Origin of the sequence: Haloflavibacter putidus, assembly GCF_006546625.1 — a bacterium.
Lineage (GTDB): Bacteria > Bacteroidota > Bacteroidia > Flavobacteriales > Flavobacteriaceae > Mesonia > Mesonia putida.
Genome location: NZ_VIAR01000001.1, coordinates 252,768 through 276,403 on the forward strand (window position 1 = coordinate 252,768; position 23,636 = coordinate 276,403).

Genomic DNA, 23,636 nt, shown 5'->3' on the forward strand with positions numbered 1-23,636 from the left:
TTTCAAAAAACAGTTTTATGCCAGACACCGAATAATTTTTAAAAAATTGGAAAACGGTTATCTCCTGTGTTTTTGAAACAGTTTAACATGTCTAATGCAATTAGTTTTTAACAATACTCATTATAAGCATCTTTCAAGTTTTCTGCAATCATTTCTGCCGGTCTGCCTTCTATATGGTGGCGTTCTAGCATATGCACCAACTCGCCGTCTTTAAATAAAGCCATTGCCGGAGAACTTGGCGGAAAAGGTACCATATGCGCGCGCGCCTTATCTGTTGCTTCTTTGTCTACCCCGGCAAAAACAGTTACTAACTGGTCCGGTTTTTTAGTGTTATCTAAAGACATACGTGCTCCCGGTCTTGCATTTGCCGCTGCACAACCACAAACAGAGTTTACCACTACCAAAGTAGTACCGGCTTTATTAATAGCCATATCTACCTCATCTGCGGTGTGTGTTTCTTTAAAGCCAATGCCCGTTAATTCTTCCCGCATTGGTTTGATTAAATCTGGTGGATACATATTTATTGTTTTTTAGTGTATTTGTAAATAATTTTTGTAGTGCAAAGATACCAAATATGTTGCAGCTTTCATTACGTAAATAAAAGCTTAATCAAGAAGCTTTACGGAAGGCTTTTTTTACGCAAGAAAAGAAAACTTTAGAAAATTTTACGTTGTAAAAACCTAAAAGCATCTATTTTATTTAAGTTTAACCACAAACATAATAGCGTCAAAACTATAAAAAGCAGGTTTAAGGTTTTATATTTGCGTTTTCAAATAATTATTATGATTAAATGGATTGCTGCCGTACTCGGTTTTTTTTATATGCGATTTCCCGGCGCTATCATTGGCTTTTTAATAGGTAGTGCTTTAGAAGTTTTAATAAAAAATTCTGGGTTTACCTATTCTGCCAACACCAGTACTTTTCAGAAAAAAACCCGCGTTTCTCCCGGAGATTTTGAGCTTAATCTACTATCGCTATGCTCTATAGTAATTAAATCTGATGGTAATATAAGTCAAACAGAATTAGATTATGTGCGTAGTTATTTTGTGAGGGCTTATGGTAAAGAACGCGCCAATGCTACCTTTAAAACCTTTAACGAGGTCATAAAACATCGTGAAATAGACGCAAAACGCATTTGTGCCTATTTACGGATGCGAACTGCCTACGAAGTACGCTTACAAATCTTACATTTTCTTTTTGGTATAGCCGAAGCAGATGGGAATGTAGACAAAGAAGAGTTGCGACAATTGCAAAACATTGCTAGTTACCTGCATTTAAATCAGCGTGATTTTGATAGTATTAAAGCCATGTTCTTTAAATCTGCCGATACCGCCTACAAAATTCTGGAGATAGAAAAATCTGCCACCGATGATGAAGTGAAAAAAGCTTACCGTACAATGGTTAAAAAATACCATCCCGACAAATTAACCCATATGGATGAAGCTTATCAAAAAGGCGCTCGCGAAAAATTTAATAAAGTACAAGAAGCCTACGAGCAAATTCAAAAGGAACGCGGAATGTAGAAATGTTTTTTTACTGAAATTTTAATCAGACTAAAATTTGCTTAAAAAAATTAGCCCTTGCTTTTTTACGGCAAAGGCTAATGGCAACCAAAGTTTAAAATTAAACAACTCAAATTATTCTTCAAACATTTAGGTAAACCTAAAAAATAATTCAACCTAATAAAATATAAAGATTTAAGTCTTTCTTAAATCTCTTTACAGCAACTCCATTAATTCTTTGGAATTGTAATATTCAAATACGCGTTTTTGTACTCTAAAATTTTTATCTAAAAATAAACTGGCAGGTAAAGAAAAAGGCTGATTTTTTCTAGACGCCAACAAAAGCGGGAGTTCATGCACGCCTCTGCGCTGCGTTTTTGCTTGTTTGTTGATAAAGATCATGCCGTCAAAATAAATACTGTCTTTCGTTTCTACATCCATTTTTAAAGCGTAATAATTGTTGTTTATTTCTTTAATTACTTCCGGTTTTGTAAAAACCACTCGTTCTATTTTTTTACAATACGCGCACCATTCGGCTTCAAAAAACAGGAATACCGGTTTTGGATTTTCTGCTAAGGCTATTTCCAATTCTTCCCAATTTTTCCAATCGATGCCGTCTCTCTTTTGGGCAAGCGCGGTTGAAATCCACGTAAGTGAAATAAATAAAAAAAATAATATTGATTTTTTCATTACTTAGTGCTTTTAAAAATCGCCAAATCGTAAACCAACAAAGAAGGTTCTTGGCAAATTAGGACCATAGATATAATCGCTGTCTCGTGTTGCACCACGATCAAAATCATCTTGGTAACTGTCAAAAATATTTTGAACGCCTCCGCTAAGCTCTACGTGAAAATCTTCTTGCAAATCAAAATGGTAGGTAAGTTTTGCGGTAAGATCAAAAAAGTCTGGTGTGTCTTTCAATTCCATAAAGCCACTATCGCTAATAACGTGCGGCGCAATCATAGCGCCGGTATAGGTTCCGGTTAAATCTAAACGAACCGCATCTATAAATTGCCAATTGGCATTTAAAAAACCATAAGCGTTGGGCGATCGGACAAATTTGTCTACAACTACATCCTGTTCTGTTGCATTGCTTGCTTCTGCTTCAAACAAAACCTGGTCTTCTTTATAAACCGATTTTTGTATGGTACCGCCGGCCTGGAAATACAATCTTGAATTGGGAGAAATCGTAAACTCAAAATTAGCGCCGGCCACATAAGCGCCAGCACCATTTCTGGTTTCTTCTAAAACCGAACCTATTGGCAAAGAAGTGCCCGTGCTCACAATCGTAAACGGATTTTCTAAGGTGGTGTAAAAACCTTCTAACAAAAAGTTGGTTTGGGTTTTATTAAAGTCTTTGGTAAAGTTTAAAGAAGCAGTATAGGCATTAGAATATTCGCTTTCCAGATTGTCTGACAGAATAACAAAACGCTGCTCTCCGCCAACAGAAGAAACGTGTAAATCTTCATTAAAGGCTTGTGGCGCCCGAAAGCCACGGGCATAACCTCCTCTAAATTGCAAATTTTTGGTAATATCGTATAAAAGGGTAATACGCGGACTTATTTCGGTTTGATCTACATCAGAAGTTCTAGCAATATCTTGAATGGTATAAAAACCATCAACATTTATACGATCTAAACGCGCACCGACCAAAGCGGTAAAAACATCTAAGGGTTTCCATTCGTATTGCGCATAAAATCCGTAACTATTTACTTTTTGATCTATAAGACGGTCGTAGCCCGGCATTACATCTTCTGTATCGTTGAGTTGGTATTCGGCTCCAGCTGTAATTACGTCTTTATTTTTAAAATTATGACTGAATTTTGCTCCGGCCACCACGGCTAAATCTGTTGTAGTACCAAAAGCATTATTGGCAATAATAGAGTCTGTTGCGGTGCGGCCGCCACCCAAACCACCGTAATAACTGTCTCTATCTGTATGTTGTGCAGAAATATAAGTAGTAAAAGAATTGGTCTTGGCATCGTTATACCATTCATAATCTAGACCGGTAAAAATTGTGTTATGGTCCAATTCTTCGGTAACATCTGTAAATTGCGGTGCCAAATCTATATTGTCTCCTCCACGTCTGTATTCGCGAATAGCGGTAAAATCTACGCCAATTTTACTGTTATCGTTTGGTTTAATAAAGGCTTTTGCGCCCATAGAATTGTTGGTAAGTTTGGTGATTTCGCTAAAACCATCGTCGTTGGCATCGTAGGTGTTTCTGTCCCTAAACATTCCGTATACGGTAATTCCGCTCATCAAATCTTCGCTAACAATAGAACCGTTTACATTTACGCTACGATCTGCGGTTTTACCTTTTATGGCGGCAAAGTTGGTGTTAACTTCCCAAGTGTTATTAATTGGTTCTTTGGTAATAACATTTACCGTACCGGCAATAGCATTAGAACCAAAAAGTGCCGAACCGCCGCTACGCACAACTTCTACCCGATCTATAATACTTACCGGAATTTGCTCTAAGCCGTAAACACCGTTTAAAGCACTAAAAATTGGTTTGCTGTTTACTAATACTTGGGTGTATTGACCGTCTAAACCGTTTAGCCGCACTTGGGTAAAACCACAATTTTGACAATTAGTTTCTACTCTAACCCCGGGTTGGTAATTTAAACCATCTGCCAACGATATAGATTGGGTAGCTTTTAATAATTTGGAATTTAAGACATTTACGATAACCGGAGCTTCTTTTCTGCTAATTTGATTACGGGTAGCGCTTACCACAACCTCATCTAATCCCATTAAATCTTCGTCTAAAGCTATATTTAAAGAATTTTTTTCATAGTTAGCGGTGTTTATTTCTTTGGTTTTGGTTTTAAAACCTATCGCCTGCACTTTTATAGTGTATTCTCCCGCCGGAAGTTCTAATTGATACTTGCCATCAATATCTGCTGCTGTGCCATAATTTGTGCCAACTGCGCTTACATTGGCAAATGGTACAACGTGCTGGTTGTTGGTTACTGTTCCTTCTATAAGTGTGTTTTCTTGCGCAAAATTTAATAAAGGCATAGCAAGAATTAGATAAAGCAGTTTTTTCATAATTTAAACATTTTATAAAAAATTTTTAGGCAAAGCTAAAAATAAGTTTCAGTACACAAAAGCATATCTCTATTTTTTTATATTATTGAATTTTAATTTAGGGTATGCTAAAACTTATTTTAATAAAATAAAATGTACCTTTGCTGAATAATTAAAATTTATGTTTACCCAATCTGAAGAAAATTATTTAAAAGCTATTTTTCACTTACAACAGGAAGTAAAGAAAGGCGTATCTACCAGCAGCTTGTCTGAATTATTGGTAACCAAAGCAGCATCTGTAACAGAAATGCTTAAGCGCTTAGCCGAAAAAAACTTAGTAGATTATCAAAAATATTACGGTGTACACCTTACTGCAAAAGGCGAAAAACAAGCTTTGGCAATTATACGTAAACACCGTTTATGGGAATCTTTTCTGGTAGAACGCCTTAATTTTAACTGGGACGAAGTGCACGAAGTGGCAGAACAGTTAGAGCATATAAAATCTCCTAAATTGGTAGAAGAATTGGACAAATTTTTAGCCCGACCGGATTATGATCCGCACGGCGACCCAATACCAGATGCCAACGGTAACATGCCAAAGGCACCAAAAAAACGATTATCGCAAATTAACGAGGGAGAAAAAGCAATTTGCAAAGGCTTTAACGATAACTCATCATCTTTTTTACAGTTTTTAGCCAAGCACAATATTGGTTTAAATACCAAATTAAAAGTTTTACAAATAGAGAGTTTTGACGAAAGTATGAATGTACTGGTAAACCAAAAGGAAATATTACTATCTAAAACCGCTACCGATAATATTTACGTAGAAGACTAAAAACCAAAATAAAAAAGTATAAAAAACACCTATGAAAAAAACCTTGATACTTCTTTTTAGCATTAGCATTTTAATGAGTTGTCAAAATCCTAAAAAAGAAAATAATGGCAAGCTAAACATTGTGACAACTACCACTATGATTACAGATTTGGTAAAAAATATTGGAGGAGATGCCGTGCAAGTAGAAGGTTTGATGGGCACTGGCGTAGATCCGCATTTGTACAAAGCCAGCGAAGGAGACGTAAGCAAACTTACCCGTGCAGACGTGGTTTTTTATAACGGTCTTCATTTGGAAGGAAAACTGGTAGATGTTTTTGAAAAAATGAATCGTACAACCAATACTGTAGCCCTCGCAGAAGCTTTAGATAAAAAAACCTTGATAGGTTCTGAGTATTTTGGCGGAAACTACGATCCGCATATTTGGTTTAACATTCAATATTGGAAAGAAATCACCACTTATTTAACCAAAGAACTAAGCAAATTAAACCCTGAAAATACCGCACTTTTCGAAAAAAACAAAAAGGAATATTTGCAAAAGTTAGACAAACTAGAAAATGAAATACGCCAAACTATTTCTACGCTTCCGCAGGAAAAACGCATTTTGGTAACCGCGCACGATGCCTTTAATTATTTTGGCAAAGAATACGGGTTTGAAGTAGTTGGTTTGCAAGGCCTCTCTACCGCGACAGAGGCAGGCGTACAAGATGTGCAAAACCTGACTCAATTAATTATAGACAGAGAAGTAAAAGCCATTTTTATAGAAAGCAGCGTTCCTAAAAGAACCATCGAAGCTTTGCAACAAGCCGTAAAAGCCAGAGGTTTTGATGTTGCCATTGGCGGCACGCTATATTCTGATGCTCTTGGCAACCCGGGCACTAAAGAAGGTACTTATATTGGTATGTTTAGCTATAACATAAATACAATTGTAAACGCCTTAAAATAATAGCGTTTTTTCTTTACGGAAAAAGACGTAAATAAAGAAAATATGAACAAACAAAACTATGCCATACAAGTAGACGACCTTACCGTAGCTTACGACTACAAGCCGGTTTTGTGGGATATAGATTTAAAAATACCCGAAGGCGTACTTATGGCAATTGTTGGTCCCAACGGGGCCGGAAAATCTACCTTAATAAAAGCCATTCTAGGAATTATAAAACCCATTGCGGGCAGCGTAAAAGTTTTTGGAAAACCTTACAAAAAACAAGTAGACAAAGTAGCTTACGTGCCACAAAAAGGTAGCGTAGATTGGGATTTCCCTACCACGGCATTAGATGTTGTAATGATGGGAACGTATGGCAGTTTAGGCTGGATTAAAAGACCGGGACAAAAAGAAAAAAAAGCCGCTTTAGAAGCTTTAGAAAAAGTAGGAATGCTTTCTTTTCAAGACCGACAAATAAGTCAGTTGAGCGGTGGGCAACAGCAACGTATTTTCTTGGCCAGAGCTTTGGTGCAAAATGCAGCTATTTATTTGATGGACGAACCTTTTCAAGGCGTAGATGCCACCACAGAAAAAGCTATTATTAATATTCTTAAAGAATTAAAAAGCGCAGGAAAAACACTAATTGTTGTACACCACGATTTGCAAACCGTTCCAGAGTATTTTGACTGGGTAACTTTCCTTAACGTAAAAGGAATTGCCTCCGGCCCGGTAAAAGATATTTTTAACGACGATAATTTAACCAAAACCTACGGAATTAATTATAAAGTGGCAGTAAACCAATAAAAAATAGCGGATTTTTTCCGTAAAGAAATTTTTCCAATTAAGCTGTTTTAAAAAAATAACTATGTCTATTACAGAATATTTCCGACTGCTATTTACTGATTATACCTTGGGTGTAATTAGTTTGGGAACTGCCGTTTTGGGAGCCATCTGTGGCATGTTGGGCAGCTTTGCAGTTTTACGGAAACAAAGTCTGCTGGGCGATGCCATTTCGCACGCTTCCTTGCCGGGAATTGCACTCGCTTTTTTATTTACCGGTACAAAAGACCCTAACTTTTTGCTCATTGGAGCTTTAATAAGCGGTTTGGTGGGTACTTTTTGGATTAAAAGTATTATAAAACGCACCCGCCTAAAAACCGATACAGCTCTAGGTCTTATTTTATCTTTGTTTTTCGGCTTCGGGATGTTATTGCTCACGTTTATTCAAAAAATGCCAAATGCCAACCAAGCAGGTTTAGATAAATATTTATTTGGTCAAGCAGCAACTTTAGTGGCTTCAGATGTTTGGGTAATGGCAGCAATTACCGGGGTAAGTTTGCTGGTGTTGCTTTTATTCTGGAAAGAACTAAAACTCTTGTTATTTGATGCAGATTACACCAAAACCTTAGGTTTTAACACTCGTTTTTTAGATATTCTTATTACCAGTTTTATCGTTTTGGCTATTGTTTTAGGCCTACAAACGGTTGGCGTGGTTTTAATGAGCGCTATGTTATTGGCGCCGGCAGCTGCGGCAAGACAATGGACGAACAGTTTAAGCACAATGATTTTCTTGGCTTCTATTTTCGGAGCGTTTTCCGGAGTATTTGGTACGGCAATTAGCGCCAGTCAAAACAATCTTTCTACCGGTCCGGTTATTGTTTTGGTAGCAGCCGTGGTAGTGTTGATATCTTTTATTTTTTCGCCAAAAAGAGGGTTGTTGTTTAGAGAAATTCGGTTTTACCGAAATCGTAAAGAACTGAACTTAAAAAAAACGCTAACTTTTATGTACCGCATTGCCCAAAATCATAAAAATATATCGCATCCGCACGCTATTAAAATCTTAAATAATTTTCACGGCTTTACGCGGAAGTCTTTAAACAAATTAGAAGAAGAACAACTCATAGAAATACAAGGAAATCAATGGTCACTAACGCCAAAAGGCTATAAAGAAGCCGCCCTTATAAACGACAAAATGGGGAAAAAACATGAGTAATGCTCAACTAGAAATACAATTAATTGCAGCTTTGGTGGCTGTGGCTTGCGCTATACCGGGCGTCTTTTTAGTATTACGCAAAATGGCCATGATAAGTGATGCCATTAGCCATTCTATTTTACCGGGTTTGGTACTTGGTTTTTTTATTACCCAAGACCTCAACTCGCCTTTACTTATTTTATTGGCGGCAGTAACCGGCGTACTTACCGTTATTTTTGTAGAATTTATACAAAAAACAGGCTTGGTAAAAGAAGACACAGCTATTGGACTTGTTTTCCCAGCGTTGTTTAGTATTGGCGTTATTTTAATTGCCAAAAATGCCAATGATGTACATTTAGATATAGACGCGGTTTTGTTGGGAGAATTGGCTTTTGCTCCATTTGACCGACTTATGTTTGGCGAGACCGATTTAGGACCAAAATCTGTTTGGGTAATCGGCACTATTTTAATAATAAGTTTAAGCTTGTTGCTGTTGTTTTTTAAAGAATTAAAACTAAGCACTTTTGATAAAGGTTTGGCGGCAACCTTAGGATTTTCGCCAATAGTATTGCATTATGGCTTGATGACGGTTTCTTCTATAACCGTAGTTGGCGCTTTTGATGCTGTTGGAGCAGTTTTGGTGGTTGCACTTATAATTGCGCCGCCGGCAACAGCCTATTTGCTTACCAACAACCTAAAAAAAATGTTGGTTTTAAGCTGCTTCTTTGGAATGTTTTCTGCTATTGCCGGGTATTGGCTGGCCAATTACCTAGACGCTTCTATTGCAGGTTCTATGACATCTGTTTTGGGAGTATTGTTTTTATTGGTTTATTTATTTGCACCAAAACAAGGTATATTTTCTGTTTACTTTAAAGAAAAACAGCAGCGTAAAGAAGTTTCTTTGTTGGTGTTTTTATTACACTTACAAAACCATCAAGAACCTAAAGAACGTCACGTAAATCATTTACAAGAACATATAAACTGGCAAAAAGTACAAGCAAAAACCGTCTTAGACTTGGCTACAAAAAACAATTTGATACAAATTGATGATAATAAGTTGGTTTCCCTTACGGAAAAAGGAAAGGAATTTACAGACGAAGCTTTAAAATATATTACTACCAATAAAGAAACCGCTATAGAGGATTTAAAAAAACGCTTCTTTTTGTTTAGAGGATAAACTATTGAAAAACGCCTTTACGGAAACAATTTAACTGTATTTACGGCGGGTTTTTATTTTTTGAAGTTGACGTTCTATAACCAAATTAGCCAAAATTTCTCCCGGGCTTTCGTTTTTTTTCTTTACGGAAAGTGCCCTTCTAGCTTTTTCTTCCGAAACATCTATTCTGTACAAAATAGCGATTAATTTATTGAAATCTTCCGTAATTAAACGGTTGAGGTAATTGCCTAAAACTTGTTTTAATTTTTCGTGATTGGTAGATTCTACATCTTCTAAACCAACTAATGTAGACGACCAGCGCACAGCTTTTTTATAATCGTTTTTTTGCGGAAATTTCTCCATAACACGATTCAGGAATAGGGTTCAATATTTCTATTTTTTATTTAGTATAGCTAAACTTTTTCCGTAAAGTAAAAGAAGTTTTTTTGCTTTAAAAATACAAAAAACTTAATTCTATAATTTTTAGTACCTTTCGTTTATGAAAAGAATTATTCTCTTATTTACAATCTTTGCCTTTGGGCATTTAGCGTTGGCGCAAAACCAAACTCCTGTAATTGTAGCAAAATTACCTCTGGGTGAAAGTGTTTTTTTGCAAAACCAGTATTCTATAAAATTTGAAAAAGTAATACAAGATTCGCGTTGCCCTACCAATGTAGATTGCGTCTGGCCGGGCGAAGCCAAAATTTTGCTCCACCTAAAAAAAGATGGTCTTCTACAAGAGAAAAAAGAAATTAAGCTGGCTGGCAATAATAAAATGCATAGTTTTTCTTACGGAAATAAAGAAATAAAAATTTATAATCTTGCTCCTTATCCGGCTTCGGCGGCAGAAAAAGAAAAATTAGCTTATTATTTACAGATAGATTTTTGACAAGTATATAAAAAAAGGCTGCAATTTTTGCAGCCTTTTTTCTGTAAAGCGATTATGATATTAATCTACGCCTATAAAGTTAGCGTTTAAATCAAAAATTAAATCGGTTTCGTTGCTTAGCTCTACTTTTTGCTGATTGGCTTCTAACTCCCAACCAACAATAGTTTGATTGGGATAATTTGCCGCTACATAGTCTACAATATTTTGTGGAAGTACAGAATTTGGTAAAGCGGTAAGCGAATCTATTTCTACAACTTCCAAAGCCTGGTTAAACTCCAATTGTACATTCCCCGAAAGGTAAATCTCGTATGTTATTTGATTGTCTTCGGTTTCTTTTATGGCTTTAATTAATGTAGAAGAAGCAAAATGCGTGTTGATAAAATCTAAAATTTCAGAAGGTATTTCGTTTTCTTCTAAAACTTCTTCATTCTCGTCTTCGCTCTCGTCTTCATCTTCATCTACACCTATAAAATTACCGTTTAAATCGAATTCTAATTCTAAACCGTTGGCCAATTCTATTTCTTGGTAATTAGCTTCTAACTCCCAGCCAATAATAGCTTGATCAGGATAGTTTGCAGCCACATAATCTAAAATGCTTTGTGGAAGTACAGAATTTGGTAAAGCGGTAAGCGCGTCTATCTGCGTAATTTCTAAAGCTTGGTTAAATTCCAATTGTACATTCCCCGAAAGGTAAATCTCATAAGTAATTTGATTGTCTTCGGTTTCTTTTACGGCTTTAATTATTGTAGAAGAAGCAAAATGCGTGTTGATAAAATCTAAAATTTCTGAAGGTATTTCGGCGTCTGCCAAAACTTCTTCATTCTCGTCTTCCATATCATCTTGGTCTTGATCTATGCCAAGAAAATTACCGTCTAAATCAAACTCTAACTCCAAGCCATTATCTAATTCTACTTCTTGATGCGTTGCCTCTAACTCCCAATCTGTAATTACTTGGTTAGGATAATTTGCCGCCACATAATCTAAAATACTTTGCGGAATTACAGCATTTGGCAAAGCAGATTGCGCGTCTATTTGCGTGATTTCTAAAGCTTCGTTAAACTCTAATTGCACATTTTGGCTTAAAAACACCGCATATTCTATTTGATTGGCGTTGCTTTCTTTAAAAACTTGCTCTATGCTATGCGTGGCAAAATTGGTCTCTACATAGGTAGTAATAGCCCCGGGAATTTGCTCTTGGCTAAGCTCTACAGAATTTTCTGTCGCGTTTTGGTCGTCGTCACTGCAAGCCGTAAAGGCTATAAACAGTAGGCTTAATACAAAAATTTTGGTTTTCATAGTGTTTAGGGTTTAAGGTGATTGTTATTTTTTAATTTTTCCTTTTTCGTCAAAAAGTAAATGTTGCTCGTTTGGGCCGTCTTCAATTTCTATCTTAAAATGGGTGGTATTGCCTTCTACAATTTTTTCGGCATCGTCTATATGGTAAGATGCGTGGTTTGTTTTTACATACTCTTTTACAATTTTTGGTAAGTCGCTTTTAGAAAGCTCTTCGGTATACTTTATCATTTTTCCGTTGGCATCAAACCAAGCTTCGTACTCTGTAAAATAGCCTATTTCAAATTCTACTTCATACACGTCGTTGGTGGTTAATTCCCATTCTACGTCACTTGCTTTTGGAAATTCTTTTTTAAAGGTGTTTACTACTACAGATGGCACTTCTTTGGGATTTAAATCTTGCGCTGTTCCGTAAAGTGTTCCTACAAAAAATACTAATAAAAAGCTTATTCCTAATCGTTTCATAACTTTTGTTTTTTAAATTACACTCCAAAGCTACGGGCAGAATCAGGAAAGAATTGGGAATTTTCGCTTTCGCGGAAAAAAAAGTTGAAAAATCTATAAATCGCAAATCAAAGCTACTTACACTTGTGCTCGAGAAATTTCAAAACAATGCCAATTTTTTTCGGGTAGATATGTATAGGTTAATTGCAACGTATAATAATCGCAAATGGCTTTTGCCACTGCCAGACCAATTCCGGTACTTTTTGGTTGATTGGCTCCTTTGGTAAAACGATTAAAAATTACAGATGCATCTAAAGCTTTGGCGCTGCCAGTGTTGCAAATAGAAAGTTTGTCTTGCTTGCTTTGTATGCAAATTTCTGCATTTTCTGAGCTATGAAACAAGGCATTCTTAATTAAATTACTACACAATACATAGGCCAAATGTTTGTCTAAATGCCAAGTAATATCTTGCTCATAGTCACGTTTTACCGCCAAGTTTTTATAGCTTATAAAATCTTCAAAATCGTTTAAAACCTTATCTATTACTTTGTTAATAGTTATAGCTTCTTCTTGGTTATATTGCTTATTTTCTATTTTGGCCAAAAGCAATAAAGCCTTATTTAAATGATTAAGCCTATTTAAAGTTTGCAAAATTTCTGCTATCTGTTTGCTTTGTGCGGCGTTTAGATTTTCAGACTCTAGCAAAAGTTCTAATTTATTGGCCATAATTGCCAAAGGGGTTTGCAGCTCGTGGGCAGCATTTTCTGTAAATTCTTTTTGCGCCCGGTAGGTTTCTTTAGAATGTAACAAGAGTTTATTGGCCGCTTTTTGTAAAGCCAAAAACTCTTTGGTATTGGTTTTACTTTTTATAGCGTGGGCATCTTTATCTAATTTGTACCTACTTATTTGCCCTAATAAATCGTAAAACGGATTCCATAAACGTTTTAAGACAAAATTGTTGATAATAAAGGTACTTAGCACCAATACAATAAAAAGCAACAAAATATTATAAAAAGCATCTTCTATCAAATCGTCTTCTTCTACCAACGAAGAAATAATTTTAAGGTGATAGTACTTTCCTTGATGACCAAAACTAGTATGCAAAATACGCACCGGTTCTAAATCGTCTTCATTAAGACGGTACATCATCGTGTCTTTTAACACATCTTTCTGCGCCAACGCGTTTTTACGCGAAATTTGCTTTACGGAAAAATTATTGCCGCCAAAATCTTCTTGTTGCAACAGGCTGCTGTCTTTCTCTATTTGCTGCAACAATAGCAATCTGTTATTATCTAAACCATCGTCTATACTATCTCTAATCTCGTCTTTTAAATCTATATAAAATACAAAAGACCATACCCCAATAATTACAAAAAAGGCAAAGGTTAAGTAGATAAGAGACTGGTTGTGTAGTTTCATTCTGGTAAGAGTTTATAACCAACCCCATAGTGGGCTTCTATAGAAATTTGAGCCTTGGCTTTAGATAATTTTTTCCGCAAATTTTTTATTTGATAATAAATAAAATCAAAATTGTCTGCTTGGTCAATATGGTCGCCCCAAACGTGTTCTGCCAGCGTACTTTTTGTCACTAAACGTTTTTGATTGGCCATAAAATAACTCAAAATATCAAACTCCTTTCGGTTAAGGTGTATTTCTTTTTCGTTTACCAACAAAATTCTGTCGTCTATATTTAAGCTTGTATTATTTAGGTTAATGGTATTTTTTCCATCAAAAGTATTGCGGCGTAAAACCGCTTTAACCCGGGCGTTGAGTTCTGCAATATGAAATGGCTTGGTCAAATAATCGTCTGCGCCCAAAGACAAACCTTCCAGTTTATCTTCTAAAGAATTTTTTGCCGATATAACAATTACATTATCTGATTTTCCCAAACTTTTAAGGTATTTTAAAAGTTCTAAACCGCTGCCACCCGGCAACATAATATCTAACAAAATGCAATCGTAATCGTAAACCCCAATTTTTTCGTGGGCTTGCTCGTAGGTATCGGCAACTTCTATTACAAATTTTTCTTTACGGAAATGTTCCGCCAAGGTATTTTGTAAATCTTTTTCGTCTTCAATTATTAAAATTTTCATAAGCTAAAAATACGCCTAAACTTTAGAAAGAAATGGGAATTTTATAAGAAAAAAAGGTAGACATACATAATAACCAACAAAAAATTTACTTTACGGAATATACTCGTTAACAGGAATTTGTAAGATAGGTATAAACTACTTTATGCTAGACTGGTTCTGGTTTAAGGTGTAGTCGTATTTCGCGATTTAAGAAAAACCCGGTAACAATGGTAGAAATTATATCTGCCAACGGAAAAGAAATCCATACACCCAATTCGCCAAAATAGTTGGGTAAAATCAAAATTAGCGGAATAAAAAAGAAACCTTGCCGCGTTAAAGTAAGCAGCAAAGCCGGAATAGCTTTGCCTATAGCTTGAAAATAAGCAGAGCCAATTAACTGTAAAGCAATAACGGGTAAAGCTGCAAAAACCCAACGCATAGAAGATGGTGTTTCTGCCAAGATTTGTGCGTCTGTTGTAAAAATTGCGGCTATATTTTCGGCAAAAATCATTATAATGCCAAAAACTAATAATGCTAAAACGCTGGCACTTCCTATAGCCAAATTAATACTCTTACGCACCCGTTGCGCATTATTTGCGCCGTAATTAAATCCTGCTATGGGTAAAAAACCTTGGGTAATTCCTAAAATAGGAAAAAGCGCAAACATTAGCATCCGGGCAATTATGGCATAAACCGTTACCGAGTTTGCTCCGCCCAAATCAAATAAAATATTGTTCATTAACAAGTAAGTTACGCTCACTATTGCTTGTCTTGCCAGGGTTACAAAACCTAAAGCGCCAATCTCTTTTAAAATAGGCAAATCAAACCCAAAATGTTTCAAATTAATCTTTAACTCGGAATGTTTAGAGGTAAAAAACCAAAAAATATAAAGAAAACTAACTACATAAGAGCCGGTTGTTGCCCAAGCGGCGCCGGCCATTCCCATATCTAAAAGATTGATTAGCACACAATCTGCCAAAAGATTTCCTACAGATGGTATAAGCATGGCAACCATAGAAAATTTTGGTTTACCTTCTGCACGTATAACGCTGTTGCCCATCATGGTAAGTGCCAAAATAGGCACACCATAAAGTACAATGCGGTAATAGATTTTTGCCGGTGCAAAGATTTCTCCTTGTCCGCCAAACGCAGGAATAATACTATTGGTAAAACTTAAGCCCACGGCTACCAAAACGCAACACAATAAAAGCGTAAGCGTAATTTGATTGCCAAAAGTTTTTAGCGCTTTTTCGTGATTATTAGCACCCAAAGCGCGCGAAATAATAGAAGAACCGCCAATACCAATTGCCAGTCCCAAAGCCGCAATAAAAAACGAAACCGGCAAAACCACGTTTATAGCTGCAATGGCCGTGGGGCCAATCCAGTTACCTACAAAAATGGTATCTACCAGAATGTTGAGCGACATGACTAAAATGCCAATTGCCGCGGGTACAGATTGTTTTACCAGTAAATTTGCAATAGGCCGATTTCCTAAATCTTCGGCATTTACCTTAGGCATTTTCTTTTTTGGTTTCCAGCTTGTTTGCCCATTCGTCTATCCATCTGCTCAAGGTTTTTACCCAATCTTCGCGGTCGTTAAGACACGGAATTACAGTAAATTCTTCGCCTCCAACTTCTTCAAAAATCTCTTTTCCTTCCATCGCAATTTCTTCCAAAGTCTCTAAACAATCCGAAACGAAAGCTGGTGTAACTATTGCCATTTTTTTCATTCCGTTAAGGCCAAATTTTTCTATGGTTCTGTCTGTATAAGGTTTTAACCACGGGTCAAATCCTAAACGCGACTGAAAGGAAACACTGTATTTTTCTTCAGGCAATTCTAACATTTCTGCTACCAAGCGCGTGGTTTCAAAACATTGGTGACGATAACAAAATTGATGCGCTGGAGATGGCGTTTGGCAACAACTGCCGTCTATTTTACAATGCGAGTTGGTAATATCGCTTTTTTTAATGTGTCTTTCCGGCACGCCGTGGTAGCTAAACAAAAGGTGTTCAAAATCTAAATCGTCTATTGTTTCTGCAATACTTCGCGCCAAAACAGTAAGATAATCGGGATGATTGTAAAACGGCGGAACGGTAGTTAGTTTTATTTGCGGAAAAAACTCTTTTTGCAGTTGTTCTGCCAAAACCAAAATGGTTTCTGTAGTTGCCATTGCAAATTGTGGGTAAAGCGGTAACAGCAAAACATCGTCTACGCCTTTATCTGCCAATTCTTGCAAGCCAGATTTCATAGATGGTTTACCATAACGCATAGCTAAAGCAATAGGCACCCCGGTATGAGAGTCTATTTTTTCTTGCAAACGCTCAGACAGCACAATTAAAGGCGAGCCCTCGTCCCACCAAATTTTTTCGTAAGCTGCAGCAGATTTTTTAGGTCTGGTGTTCAAGACAATTCCTTTAACGATAAATGCTCGCAATAAATAAGGAACATCTATCACACGCTCATCCATTAAAAATTGATCTAAGTACTTTTTTACATCTTTAGGATTAGTACTATCTGGCGAACCCAAATTTACAAGAAGCACACCTTTACTCATACAAACTTTTTTTTCAAAAATACAACTATTCTATACGATTGCTATAAATAATGAGCAAATTTAATCTTCCAAAAAATGAAGGTTGTAATGAATAACTAAATTTAACATCTGTTTACCGAAATTATATTTTAAACCCAACTTTTACATTTTTTTATAGTTAATTAAAGCTTGGCTCAAATTGAAAATAACGTTTTACAAAATTTTAATAAGCCTTATAAAAATCTTTATTTATAGCGTTAGCTTTTATTATCATTCTCAATTATTTGAAGTAGAAAGAGACATAACATATTTCTTTGGCGTAGTCCCAAATTTCTTTCTAAAAGCAGCAATAAAATGACTCGCCGTACTGTAACCTACTTTTAAGCCTACTTCGTTTACATTATAATCACCGGTCTCCAGCAATTTTCTGGCATAGTCTAGTTTATAATCCAGTAAAAATCCAAAAACCGTATCGCCATAAATTTCTTTAAAACCTTCTTTTAACTTTTTTAAACTCAAGCCAATTTCTTTTGCAAGCTCTGTTAAAGTTGGCGGTTCTGCCATTCGGTTAATAATAATTTCTTTTGCTTGCCTAATGCGTTTTACGTTATTTTCGTCTTCCAAAAACGGACATTGTTCTGTATCTACTTCTTCCGGTCTGTTAAAATAAAGTGCTACTAGTTCATATAATTTCCCTTTTAAGTAAATTTTCTTTACGGAAGGATGCAGGTTAAAATTTAAAATCTGACTTAGCACAACTGCTAACGACGGACTAATATCTAACTCCTGATAGTATTTTTTTCCGCGATTATCTTCCGTAAGGAAATCTATATAATTAGCTTCTTCCGAAAATAAAGAGTGAAATTTTTCTATGGAAATTAATGCCGTTACCAACCAAGATTTTGGCGCTATTTCTACATCAAAAGGCAGCTTTTGCGTTGGATTGTATAAAAGTAATGCTTTTTCTTCTCCTAAATCTAAGCCGTAACGACCCTGGTTAAAATTAAGTTTAACTTTTCCTTTTACACAAAACTGAAACTGAATGAAATTGCGGTGTACATCGCGCACATTCTTTTGCACTTCTGCTGTTTCATTTTGGTAGGTAAAAAATTTAAAACCTTCTTCAATCTCAATAACTTGAAAAGAACTTCGGGCGTTATTTTTTTGATTTATCATAGCTAAAAATCTTGATCTTTTATTTAGAACGGTTCTAAAGTACGAACAGCAAAAGACCTGTTAAGCTTACAAAAGTAAGGTAAATACCCGAAAAATCGGTTTATTAAAGCCAAAATAACTTACAACGACAATAAAAGAACTTTTGTCGTTACTTTTATAAAAATATAGCTATTACTTTTGTGCAGAATATTTATGACGATAACCGCTTCTATGAAGAGTTACAATATATCCAAACATCCTTCTTTTTATGCAATTGGTTTAAACTACCATAAAGCAGATGCCGAAACAAGAGGCCATTTTAGTTTAGATGAAGAACAAAAAAAGGCGTTAATAGTAGAAGCTAAGGCAGATGGCATAGAAGGTATTTTAGTTACTTCTACTTGCAACCGTACAGAAATTTACGGGTTTGCCCAACACCCTTTTCAGCTTATAAAATTACTTTGTCAGCACACACGCGGCACGGTAGAAGAATTTGAAAAAGTGGCTTATGTTTTTAAAAATCAACAAGCCATTAACCATGTTTTTAAAGTAGGAACAGGTTTGGACAGTCAGATTTTAGGTGATTTCGAAATTATAAGTCAGTTAAAATATGCTTTTACTTTATCAAAAAACTTAAAAGCCACCAATCCATTTTTAGAACGCTTAATTAACGCGGTTATACAAGCTAGTAAACGCATTAAAAACGAGACAGAAATATCTTCTGGGGTTACATCGGTTTCGTTTGCATCTGTACATTATATTTTAAACGAGATAGATAATATTTCTGACAAACGTATCTTGTTATTTGGTACGGGAAAAATAGGGCGTAACACTTGCGAAAATTTGGTAAAACACACCCAGAATAAAAGAATTACACTTATAAATAGAACAAAAGACAAGGCAGAAAAAGTTGCTGGTAAGTTTGATTTGGTGGTAAAAGATTACGCTGAGTTGCAAGCAGAAATTAGAAATACAGATATTTTAATTGTAGCAACCGGAGCCAAAAACCCAACAATTTCTAAAGAGTTGCTTTATCCTAAAAAAGACTTATTAATTTTAGACCTTTCCATTCCTAAAAATGTATCTGCAGAAGTAGCCGAATTGGATAATGTAAATTTAATACACTTAGATCATTTGTCTAAAATGACCGACAAAACTTTAGAAAAACGCAAAGCTTTCATTCCGCAAGCAGAAGAAATAATAGCAGAAGTAAAAGGCGATTTTAATGCGTGGTTAGAGACCAGAAAATTTGCACCAACCATCAAAGCCTTAAAAAGCAAATTACGCACTATGAAAGATGCTGAAATAGATTTTCAGCGTAAAAAAATAAGCAATTTTAATAACGATCAAGCAGAAATTGTTACCAACCGCATTATTCAAAAAATAATGAACCAGTTTGCTAATCACCTACGCGAAGACGCAGACACTACAGATGAGAGTTTGGCGCTTATTCAAAAGGTTTTTCAATTAGAAGATATCTCCAATTAAATGAGTAAAACAATTCGTATAGGCACACGCGACAGCGAACTAGCTTTATGGCAAGCAAATAATGTTAAAGATAAACTAGAAGCCTTAGGGTACAAAACAGAATTAAAGCCGGTAAAATCTACCGGCGATTTAAATTTAGACCAACCCCTTTACGAAATGGGCATTACCGGCATTTTTACCAAAACCTTAGATGTTGCAATGGTAAAAGATAAGGTAGATATTGCCGTACATTCTATGAAAGATGTGCCAACCGCATTGCCCAAAGGAATTGTTCAAGGAGCTGTTTTACCAAGAGCAAACCACACCGATATTCTGGTGCATAAAGGTTTAGATTTCGAAACCAAAAATGGCATTATTGCTACCGGAAGCTTACGCAGAAAAGCCCAATGGCTGCACGAATATCCGTATCACGAAGTAGTAAACTTACGCGGTAACGTAAATACGCGTTTACAAAAACTGCAAGACAACAACTGGCACGGAGCAATATTTGCAGCTGCCGGTTTAGAAAGAATTCACATAAAACCAGAGTCTTATATTACTCTAGACTGGATGGTTCCTGCTCCGGCTCAAGGTGCTATGTTAGTTGTTGTTAACGAGCATAACGAGCACGCAAAAAAAGCAGTAGCCAAACTAAACGATAAAAAAACTGCTACCTGTGTACAAATAGAACGTGATTTTCTGCGCACGTTAGAAGGCGGGTGTACAGCGCCAATTGGAGCATTGGCAAAATATAAAAACAGCTACGAAATAGAGTTTCACGGAGCGCTTTTCAGTTTAGACGGAAAGAAAAAATTAGAAGAAAAAGCTACTATACAACCCAACGAAGTTTCTTTTGCAGGCAGTTATTTGGCCAAAGAAATCTTAAAAAAGGGCGGAAATAAAATAATGGCAAGCATCAAAGCAGAACTAGACAGTTAATTTCTCGATGTATGCCGCACCCCAGCATTCTTAGCACCAAAAAACTACAGCCGTCGCAAGAATCTTTACTCTTGCAAGCAGGTGTTGGTTTGGTAAGCTATTCGGCTATTAAAATACAACCCAAGCTGGCTCCAAATCTTCCTCAAAATATAGAGAATGCTATTATTACCAGTCAGAATACCTTTAGAGCCATTCGCAACAAAACAACAATAGAAAACGCTTTTGTAGTTGGCGAAAAAACCGCTTCACTTTTAAAAAAAAATAATATAAAAGTAGAAACCTATACCAATTATGCGGCAGATTTGGTTCAAGAAATAAAAGAAAAATATGCCCATAAACATTTTGTGTTTCCTTGTAGCAGCAAACGCAGAGAGACTATTCCAAGTGGTTTAAATAAAAATAAAATTACCTTTACGGAAGTAGAAGCTTACAAAACCAGCTTAAACCCAAAGAAATTTAAGCAAGTTTTTGAAGGCATCTTGTTTTTTAGTCCGAGTGGTGTAGAGAGTTTTTACCAAGAAAATTCACCCAAGCCGGAAACTGTTCTTTTTTGTATAGGCACAACAACTGCTTCGGCGGCAAAAAAATATAGTGATAACTTGATAATTGCCGGCAAACCAACTATAGAAAGTGTTATTGTAAGTGTGGTAAAACATTTTTTTCCGGAAAGGTGGAAAGAAAAAGAACTGTAAAAATAATATATATCTACCCCCTTCAACCTGCAGGGTTTCTAAACCCTGTAGGTTTATTATTCAGAGCTGAAAAAAATATAATTTTCCAAAAAACCAAATGTTTTCAAAATACCTACGAGGTTGGAAAAACCTTGCAGGATAAGCGTGTTTTTTAAACTGAAATCTTATCGCTTCTATTAGTCTAAACGACTATTAAATCTTATAGAAACCGCTAGAAACCTGTTAACTTTCCGTATCTTTGTAGATAACATTAGACGCAAATTATTGGAAATATAATGATAAAAAACGATTTATTTTTAAGAGCTTTAAAAGGAGAAGCCGTAGAACGTCCGCCGGTTTGGATGATGCGACAAGCAGGAAGGTATCTACCTGATTTTATGAAACTAAAAGAGAAATACGATTTCTTTACCCGTTGTCGTACGCCGGAGTTAGCCACAGAAATTACCGTAATGCCCATAGAGCAAGTTGGTACAGATGCCGCCATCTTGTTTAGCGATATTTTGGTAGTACCGCAAGCTATGCAAATTAAAGTAGAAATGAAACCCGGGGTTGGCCCTTGGCTTCCAAATCCTATAAGAAGTGCAAAAGCGGTAGAAAATGTAGTAGTTCCTGATGTAAAAGAAGAATTGGGTTATGTGATGGACGCTATTAAAATGACCAAAAAAGCCTTAAATAATGAAGTTCCATTAATTGGTTTTGCCGGTTCGCCGTGGACAATTATGTGCTATGCCGTACAAGGTCAAGGTTCTAAAAATTTTGACAAAGCAAAACAATTCTGCTTTCAAGAGCCGGAAGCCGCACACGCTTTGTTGCAAAAAATAACAGATACCACAATTGTCTACCTTAAAGAAAAAGTAAATGCCGGCGTAGATGCCGTACAAGTTTTTGACTCCTGGGGCGGAATGCTTTCTCCCGTAGATTATCAAGAATTTTCTTGGCAGTATATTCAACAAATTATAGATGCGCTCAAAGACCAAATTCCTGTTATTGCTTTTGGCAAAGGTTGTTGGTTTGCTTTAGACACAATGGGTAAATCTGGCGCTGCTGCTTTGGGGGTAGACTGGACGTGTTCTCCTCAAAATGCGCGCAAATTAAGTGGCGGCAACATCACCTTGCAAGGTAATTTTGATCCGTCGCGTTTGTTTTCCCCTCCAAGGGAAATTAAAAAAATGGTTAACGAAATGATTAACGGCTTCGGGAAAGATAAATATATTGCCAATTTAGGTCACGGTATTTTACCCAATATTCCGGTAGAAAATGCGCAAGCTTTTGTAGATGCTGTAAAAGAATGGCAACCGGAGTAAATGCCATTACTCGGAAAAATAAGAAAGCTAAATGCACGGCAACTTTTTATGCTGACCAAAATTTTTCTGGGTAAACCGCAATACCTTTTCCCAACTTATAAAGCAACCCGCAAAACCATACAAATTGCTAACCGTTTGTATGGTAAAGCACATCATAAAGACAATGTAACCAATGCGTTTAGACATGCTTTATGGAATTTTTTAATCGCTAAAAAATGTTTTGCGCAAAATAATTCTGTAGAAAAATCGGTAGCTTGGGCAGAAACTATTACCAATTTGCACGAAAAATTAATGCCCAATAAACCGCTGCCAAAAACAATGGATTTGCACAACAACTTTGTTGGTAGAAAAGTTTTTAAAAAGCATTATATGTTAGAGACAGATGAGGAAATTATTAAATGCTTTACGGAATTAATACGGCAAGCACAAAAAGTAGAAAATGTAAAAGACATTACTAAAGATTCTTTACAACTCGTATATATTGAAGATTATGAAAATGAAAGATAAGTTTTACCAGTACATAAAAGATTTACAAGACACGATTACAACAGAGTTAGCGAGTATTGACGGAAAAGCAACTTTTAAAGAAGATCCTTGGGAAAGAGAAGGCGGCGGAGGCGGTAAAACACGCGTTATAGAAAACGGCGACGTTTTTGAAAAAGGCGGCGTAAATGTTTCTGCCGTTCACGGCGATTTGGATCCGGCTATGCAAAAATATTTTAATGTTGGCGATGTACAATTTTTTGCCTGCGGATTAAGTCTGGTTATTCACCCTAAAAACCCTATGGTTCCTACAGTTCATGCCAATTGGCGCTATTTTGAAATGTATGACCAGAAAGGCGAAGTTATAGATCAATGGTTTGGCGGCGGACAAGATTTAACGCCTTATTATTTGTTTGAAGAAGATGCCAAGCACTTTCACCAAGTTTGCAAACGAGCTTGCGATGCGCACGGCAAAGATTTATACCCGCAATACAAAAAACAATGCGACGAATACTTTTGGAACGCCCATCGGGACGAAGCTCGTGGAGTAGGCGGTTTATTTTTTGATCATTTAAAAGCTTCGCCAGAAAGAACGATGGAAGAATGGTATGCCTTTGTAACCCAAATTGGCGATAGCTTTTTAGAAGCCTATACACCAATTGTAGAAAAGCGTAAAAATTTAGATTACACCAAAGAACAACGTGACTGGCAAGAAATAAGACGTGGCCGCTATGTAGAGTTTAATTTAATTCACGATAAAGGAACTCTGTTTGGGTTAAAAACAAAAGGTCGTATAGAAAGTATCTTTATGAGTTTACCACCCCACGTGCAATTTCATTACGACCACCGGCCGCCAAAAAATTCCGCGGAAGCGAAACTTCTTAAAGTATTAAAAAAACCCATAAATTGGGTAGAGTAACTTTAAATTTTACTTTTAATAAGCT

At 36.1% G+C, this 23,636-nt stretch carries 24 protein-coding genes; 13 read left to right on the forward strand and 11 right to left on the reverse strand.

Annotated features, from left to right (window positions below; all coding sequences use genetic code 11):
- Positions 1-107 precede the first annotated feature (107 nt).
- A complete protein-coding gene (locus FKR84_RS01075; protein WP_141420330.1) occupies positions 108-518 on the reverse strand; it encodes a BrxA/BrxB family bacilliredoxin in 411 nt (136 codons plus the stop codon).
- A 264-nt stretch (positions 519-782) separates the two neighbouring features.
- Here FKR84_RS01075 and FKR84_RS01080 point away from each other — a divergent pair, with 264 nt between their 5' ends.
- The gene (locus FKR84_RS01080) at positions 783-1,523 is read left to right on the forward strand and encodes a TerB family tellurite resistance protein (RefSeq protein ID WP_141420331.1); all 741 of its coding nucleotides are present in this window, start codon (positions 783-785) and stop codon (positions 1,521-1,523) included.
- A gap of 195 nt (positions 1,524-1,718) precedes the next feature.
- Here the strand turns inward: FKR84_RS01080 and FKR84_RS01085 are convergent, their stop codons facing one another.
- Positions 1,719-2,192, reverse strand: a complete 474-nt coding sequence (locus tag FKR84_RS01085) for a thioredoxin family protein (protein ID WP_141420332.1) — start codon at positions 2,190-2,192, stop codon at positions 1,719-1,721.
- Positions 2,193-2,204: 12 nt separating this feature from the next.
- Positions 2,205-4,556, reverse strand: coding sequence for a TonB-dependent receptor (locus FKR84_RS01090; RefSeq protein ID WP_141420333.1), 2,352 nt, complete (start codon positions 4,554-4,556; stop codon positions 2,205-2,207).
- A 160-nt stretch (positions 4,557-4,716) separates the two neighbouring features.
- Between FKR84_RS01090 and FKR84_RS01095 the strand changes: the two genes are divergently transcribed.
- From FKR84_RS01095 to FKR84_RS01115, 5 genes are all read left to right on the forward strand, one after another.
- A complete protein-coding gene (locus FKR84_RS01095) occupies positions 4,717-5,370 on the forward strand; it encodes a metal-dependent transcriptional regulator (protein WP_141420334.1) in 654 nt (217 codons plus the stop codon).
- A gap of 31 nt (positions 5,371-5,401) precedes the next feature.
- The gene (locus FKR84_RS01100; RefSeq protein WP_141420335.1) at positions 5,402-6,313 is read left to right on the forward strand and encodes a metal ABC transporter solute-binding protein, Zn/Mn family; all 912 of its coding nucleotides are present in this window, start codon (positions 5,402-5,404) and stop codon (positions 6,311-6,313) included.
- 42 nt (positions 6,314-6,355) lie between these two features.
- A complete protein-coding gene (locus FKR84_RS01105) occupies positions 6,356-7,096 on the forward strand; it encodes a metal ABC transporter ATP-binding protein (protein ID WP_141420336.1) in 741 nt (246 codons plus the stop codon).
- 61 nt (positions 7,097-7,157) lie between these two features.
- Complete coding sequence (locus tag FKR84_RS01110; RefSeq protein WP_141420337.1) at positions 7,158-8,285, forward strand: metal ABC transporter permease; 1,128 nt, start codon at positions 7,158-7,160, stop codon at positions 8,283-8,285.
- A complete protein-coding gene (locus FKR84_RS01115; protein ID WP_141420338.1) occupies positions 8,278-9,441 on the forward strand; it encodes a metal ABC transporter permease in 1,164 nt (387 codons plus the stop codon). Before FKR84_RS01110 ends, FKR84_RS01115 begins: the two co-directional genes overlap by 8 nt.
- A 30-nt stretch (positions 9,442-9,471) precedes the next feature.
- Here FKR84_RS01115 and FKR84_RS01120 read toward each other — a convergent pair whose 3' ends face one another.
- Positions 9,472-9,783, reverse strand: a complete 312-nt coding sequence (locus FKR84_RS01120) for a hypothetical protein (RefSeq protein ID WP_141420339.1) — start codon at positions 9,781-9,783, stop codon at positions 9,472-9,474.
- Positions 9,784-9,919: 136 nt separating this feature from the next.
- Here FKR84_RS01120 and FKR84_RS01125 point away from each other — a divergent pair, with 136 nt between their 5' ends.
- Entirely contained in the window at positions 9,920-10,309 is a 390-nt protein-coding gene (locus FKR84_RS01125) for a hypothetical protein (protein ID WP_141420340.1), read from the forward strand.
- A gap of 60 nt (positions 10,310-10,369) precedes the next feature.
- On the opposite strand, the gene FKR84_RS01130 is transcribed toward FKR84_RS01125, so the two are convergent.
- From FKR84_RS01130 to FKR84_RS01160, 7 genes are all read right to left on the reverse strand, one after another.
- The gene (locus FKR84_RS01130) at positions 10,370-11,605 is read right to left on the reverse strand and encodes a PepSY-like domain-containing protein (RefSeq protein ID WP_141420341.1); all 1,236 of its coding nucleotides are present in this window, start codon (positions 11,603-11,605) and stop codon (positions 10,370-10,372) included.
- A gap of 24 nt (positions 11,606-11,629) precedes the next feature.
- Positions 11,630-12,067: a PepSY-like domain-containing protein gene (locus FKR84_RS01135; protein ID WP_141420342.1), complete on the reverse strand. Its 438-nt coding sequence runs from the start codon at positions 12,065-12,067 to the stop codon at positions 11,630-11,632.
- 117 nt (positions 12,068-12,184) lie between these two features.
- The gene (locus tag FKR84_RS01140; protein WP_141420343.1) at positions 12,185-13,465 is read right to left on the reverse strand and encodes a sensor histidine kinase; all 1,281 of its coding nucleotides are present in this window, start codon (positions 13,463-13,465) and stop codon (positions 12,185-12,187) included.
- Positions 13,462-14,139 (reverse strand): response regulator transcription factor, encoded by a 678-nt coding sequence (locus FKR84_RS01145; RefSeq protein WP_141420344.1) that lies wholly within the window; start codon positions 14,137-14,139, stop codon positions 13,462-13,464. The genes FKR84_RS01140 and FKR84_RS01145 overlap by 4 nt, the downstream gene beginning before the upstream one ends.
- Before the next feature lie 145 nt (positions 14,140-14,284).
- Entirely contained in the window at positions 14,285-15,637 is a 1,353-nt protein-coding gene (locus tag FKR84_RS01150; RefSeq protein ID WP_141420345.1) for an MATE family efflux transporter, read from the reverse strand.
- Positions 15,630-16,673 (reverse strand): ferrochelatase, encoded by a 1,044-nt coding sequence (hemH, locus tag FKR84_RS01155; protein WP_141420346.1) that lies wholly within the window; start codon positions 16,671-16,673, stop codon positions 15,630-15,632. The genes FKR84_RS01150 and hemH overlap by 8 nt, the downstream gene beginning before the upstream one ends.
- Before the next feature lie 255 nt (positions 16,674-16,928).
- The gene (locus FKR84_RS01160; protein ID WP_141420347.1) at positions 16,929-17,828 is read right to left on the reverse strand and encodes an AraC family transcriptional regulator; all 900 of its coding nucleotides are present in this window, start codon (positions 17,826-17,828) and stop codon (positions 16,929-16,931) included.
- A 210-nt stretch (positions 17,829-18,038) separates the two neighbouring features.
- Here FKR84_RS01160 and hemA point away from each other — a divergent pair, with 210 nt between their 5' ends.
- The 6 genes from hemA (at position 18,039) to hemF (ending at position 23,611) form a co-directional block, all read left to right on the forward strand.
- Positions 18,039-19,295 carry a glutamyl-tRNA reductase gene (hemA, locus tag FKR84_RS01165; RefSeq protein WP_141420348.1) on the forward strand — a complete coding sequence of 419 codons (1,257 nt, stop codon included), beginning with the start codon at positions 18,039-18,041 and terminating at the stop codon, positions 19,293-19,295.
- The gene (gene hemC, locus FKR84_RS01170; protein WP_141420349.1) at positions 19,296-20,213 is read left to right on the forward strand and encodes a hydroxymethylbilane synthase; all 918 of its coding nucleotides are present in this window, start codon (positions 19,296-19,298) and stop codon (positions 20,211-20,213) included.
- Positions 20,214-20,224: 11 nt separating this feature from the next.
- Positions 20,225-20,905, forward strand: coding sequence for a uroporphyrinogen-III synthase (locus FKR84_RS01175; protein WP_141420350.1), 681 nt, complete (start codon positions 20,225-20,227; stop codon positions 20,903-20,905).
- A gap of 275 nt (positions 20,906-21,180) precedes the next feature.
- Positions 21,181-22,209 carry a uroporphyrinogen decarboxylase gene (hemE, locus tag FKR84_RS01180; RefSeq protein WP_141420351.1) on the forward strand — a complete coding sequence of 343 codons (1,029 nt, stop codon included), beginning with the start codon at positions 21,181-21,183 and terminating at the stop codon, positions 22,207-22,209.
- A gap of 48 nt (positions 22,210-22,257) precedes the next feature.
- The gene (locus FKR84_RS01185) at positions 22,258-22,716 is read left to right on the forward strand and encodes a DUF6973 domain-containing protein (RefSeq protein ID WP_141420352.1); all 459 of its coding nucleotides are present in this window, start codon (positions 22,258-22,260) and stop codon (positions 22,714-22,716) included.
- A complete protein-coding gene (hemF, locus tag FKR84_RS01190) occupies positions 22,706-23,611 on the forward strand; it encodes an oxygen-dependent coproporphyrinogen oxidase (RefSeq protein WP_141420353.1) in 906 nt (301 codons plus the stop codon). The genes FKR84_RS01185 and hemF overlap by 11 nt, the downstream gene beginning before the upstream one ends.
- The last annotated feature ends 25 nt before the right edge of the window (positions 23,612-23,636 follow it).

Excerpts from the sequence above, each read along its gene's own strand:
- FKR84_RS01120 (WP_141420339.1), bottom strand. The coding sequence starts at position 9,783 with ATGGAGAAATTTCCGCAAAAAAACGATTATAAAAAAGCTGTGCGCTGG.
- FKR84_RS01175 (WP_141420350.1), top strand. The coding sequence starts at position 20,225 with ATGCCGCACCCCAGCATTCTTAGCACCAAAAAACTACAGCCGTCGCAA.
- FKR84_RS01125 (WP_141420340.1), top strand. The coding sequence starts at position 9,920 with ATGAAAAGAATTATTCTCTTATTTACAATCTTTGCCTTTGGGCATTTA.
- FKR84_RS01090 (WP_141420333.1), bottom strand. The coding sequence starts at position 4,556 with ATGAAAAAACTGCTTTATCTAATTCTTGCTATGCCTTTATTAAATTTT.
- FKR84_RS01145 (WP_141420344.1), bottom strand. The coding sequence starts at position 14,139 with ATGAAAATTTTAATAATTGAAGACGAAAAAGATTTACAAAATACCTTG.
- FKR84_RS01160 (WP_141420347.1), bottom strand. The coding sequence starts at position 17,828 with ATGATAAATCAAAAAAATAACGCCCGAAGTTCTTTTCAAGTTATTGAG.
- FKR84_RS01140 (WP_141420343.1), bottom strand. The coding sequence starts at position 13,465 with ATGAAACTACACAACCAGTCTCTTATCTACTTAACCTTTGCCTTTTTT.
- hemC (WP_141420349.1), top strand. The coding sequence starts at position 19,296 with ATGAGTAAAACAATTCGTATAGGCACACGCGACAGCGAACTAGCTTTA.
- hemH (WP_141420346.1), bottom strand. The coding sequence starts at position 16,673 with ATGAGTAAAGGTGTGCTTCTTGTAAATTTGGGTTCGCCAGATAGTACT.
- FKR84_RS01080 (WP_141420331.1), top strand. The coding sequence starts at position 783 with ATGATTAAATGGATTGCTGCCGTACTCGGTTTTTTTTATATGCGATTT.
- FKR84_RS01115 (WP_141420338.1), top strand. The coding sequence starts at position 8,278 with ATGAGTAATGCTCAACTAGAAATACAATTAATTGCAGCTTTGGTGGCT.
- FKR84_RS01105 (WP_141420336.1), top strand. The coding sequence starts at position 6,356 with ATGAACAAACAAAACTATGCCATACAAGTAGACGACCTTACCGTAGCT.
- FKR84_RS01130 (WP_141420341.1), bottom strand. The coding sequence starts at position 11,605 with ATGAAAACCAAAATTTTTGTATTAAGCCTACTGTTTATAGCCTTTACG.
- hemA (WP_141420348.1), top strand. The coding sequence starts at position 18,039 with ATGAAGAGTTACAATATATCCAAACATCCTTCTTTTTATGCAATTGGT.
- hemE (WP_141420351.1), top strand. The coding sequence starts at position 21,181 with ATGATAAAAAACGATTTATTTTTAAGAGCTTTAAAAGGAGAAGCCGTA.
- FKR84_RS01110 (WP_141420337.1), top strand. The coding sequence starts at position 7,158 with ATGTCTATTACAGAATATTTCCGACTGCTATTTACTGATTATACCTTG.
- FKR84_RS01150 (WP_141420345.1), bottom strand. The coding sequence starts at position 15,637 with ATGCCTAAGGTAAATGCCGAAGATTTAGGAAATCGGCCTATTGCAAAT.
- FKR84_RS01185 (WP_141420352.1), top strand. The coding sequence starts at position 22,258 with ATGCTGACCAAAATTTTTCTGGGTAAACCGCAATACCTTTTCCCAACT.
- FKR84_RS01095 (WP_141420334.1), top strand. The coding sequence starts at position 4,717 with ATGTTTACCCAATCTGAAGAAAATTATTTAAAAGCTATTTTTCACTTA.
- FKR84_RS01100 (WP_141420335.1), top strand. The coding sequence starts at position 5,402 with ATGAAAAAAACCTTGATACTTCTTTTTAGCATTAGCATTTTAATGAGT.
- FKR84_RS01085 (WP_141420332.1), bottom strand. The coding sequence starts at position 2,192 with ATGAAAAAATCAATATTATTTTTTTTATTTATTTCACTTACGTGGATT.
- FKR84_RS01075 (WP_141420330.1), bottom strand. The coding sequence starts at position 518 with ATGTATCCACCAGATTTAATCAAACCAATGCGGGAAGAATTAACGGGC.
- FKR84_RS01135 (WP_141420342.1), bottom strand. The coding sequence starts at position 12,067 with ATGAAACGATTAGGAATAAGCTTTTTATTAGTATTTTTTGTAGGAACA.
- hemF (WP_141420353.1), top strand. The coding sequence starts at position 22,706 with ATGAAAGATAAGTTTTACCAGTACATAAAAGATTTACAAGACACGATT.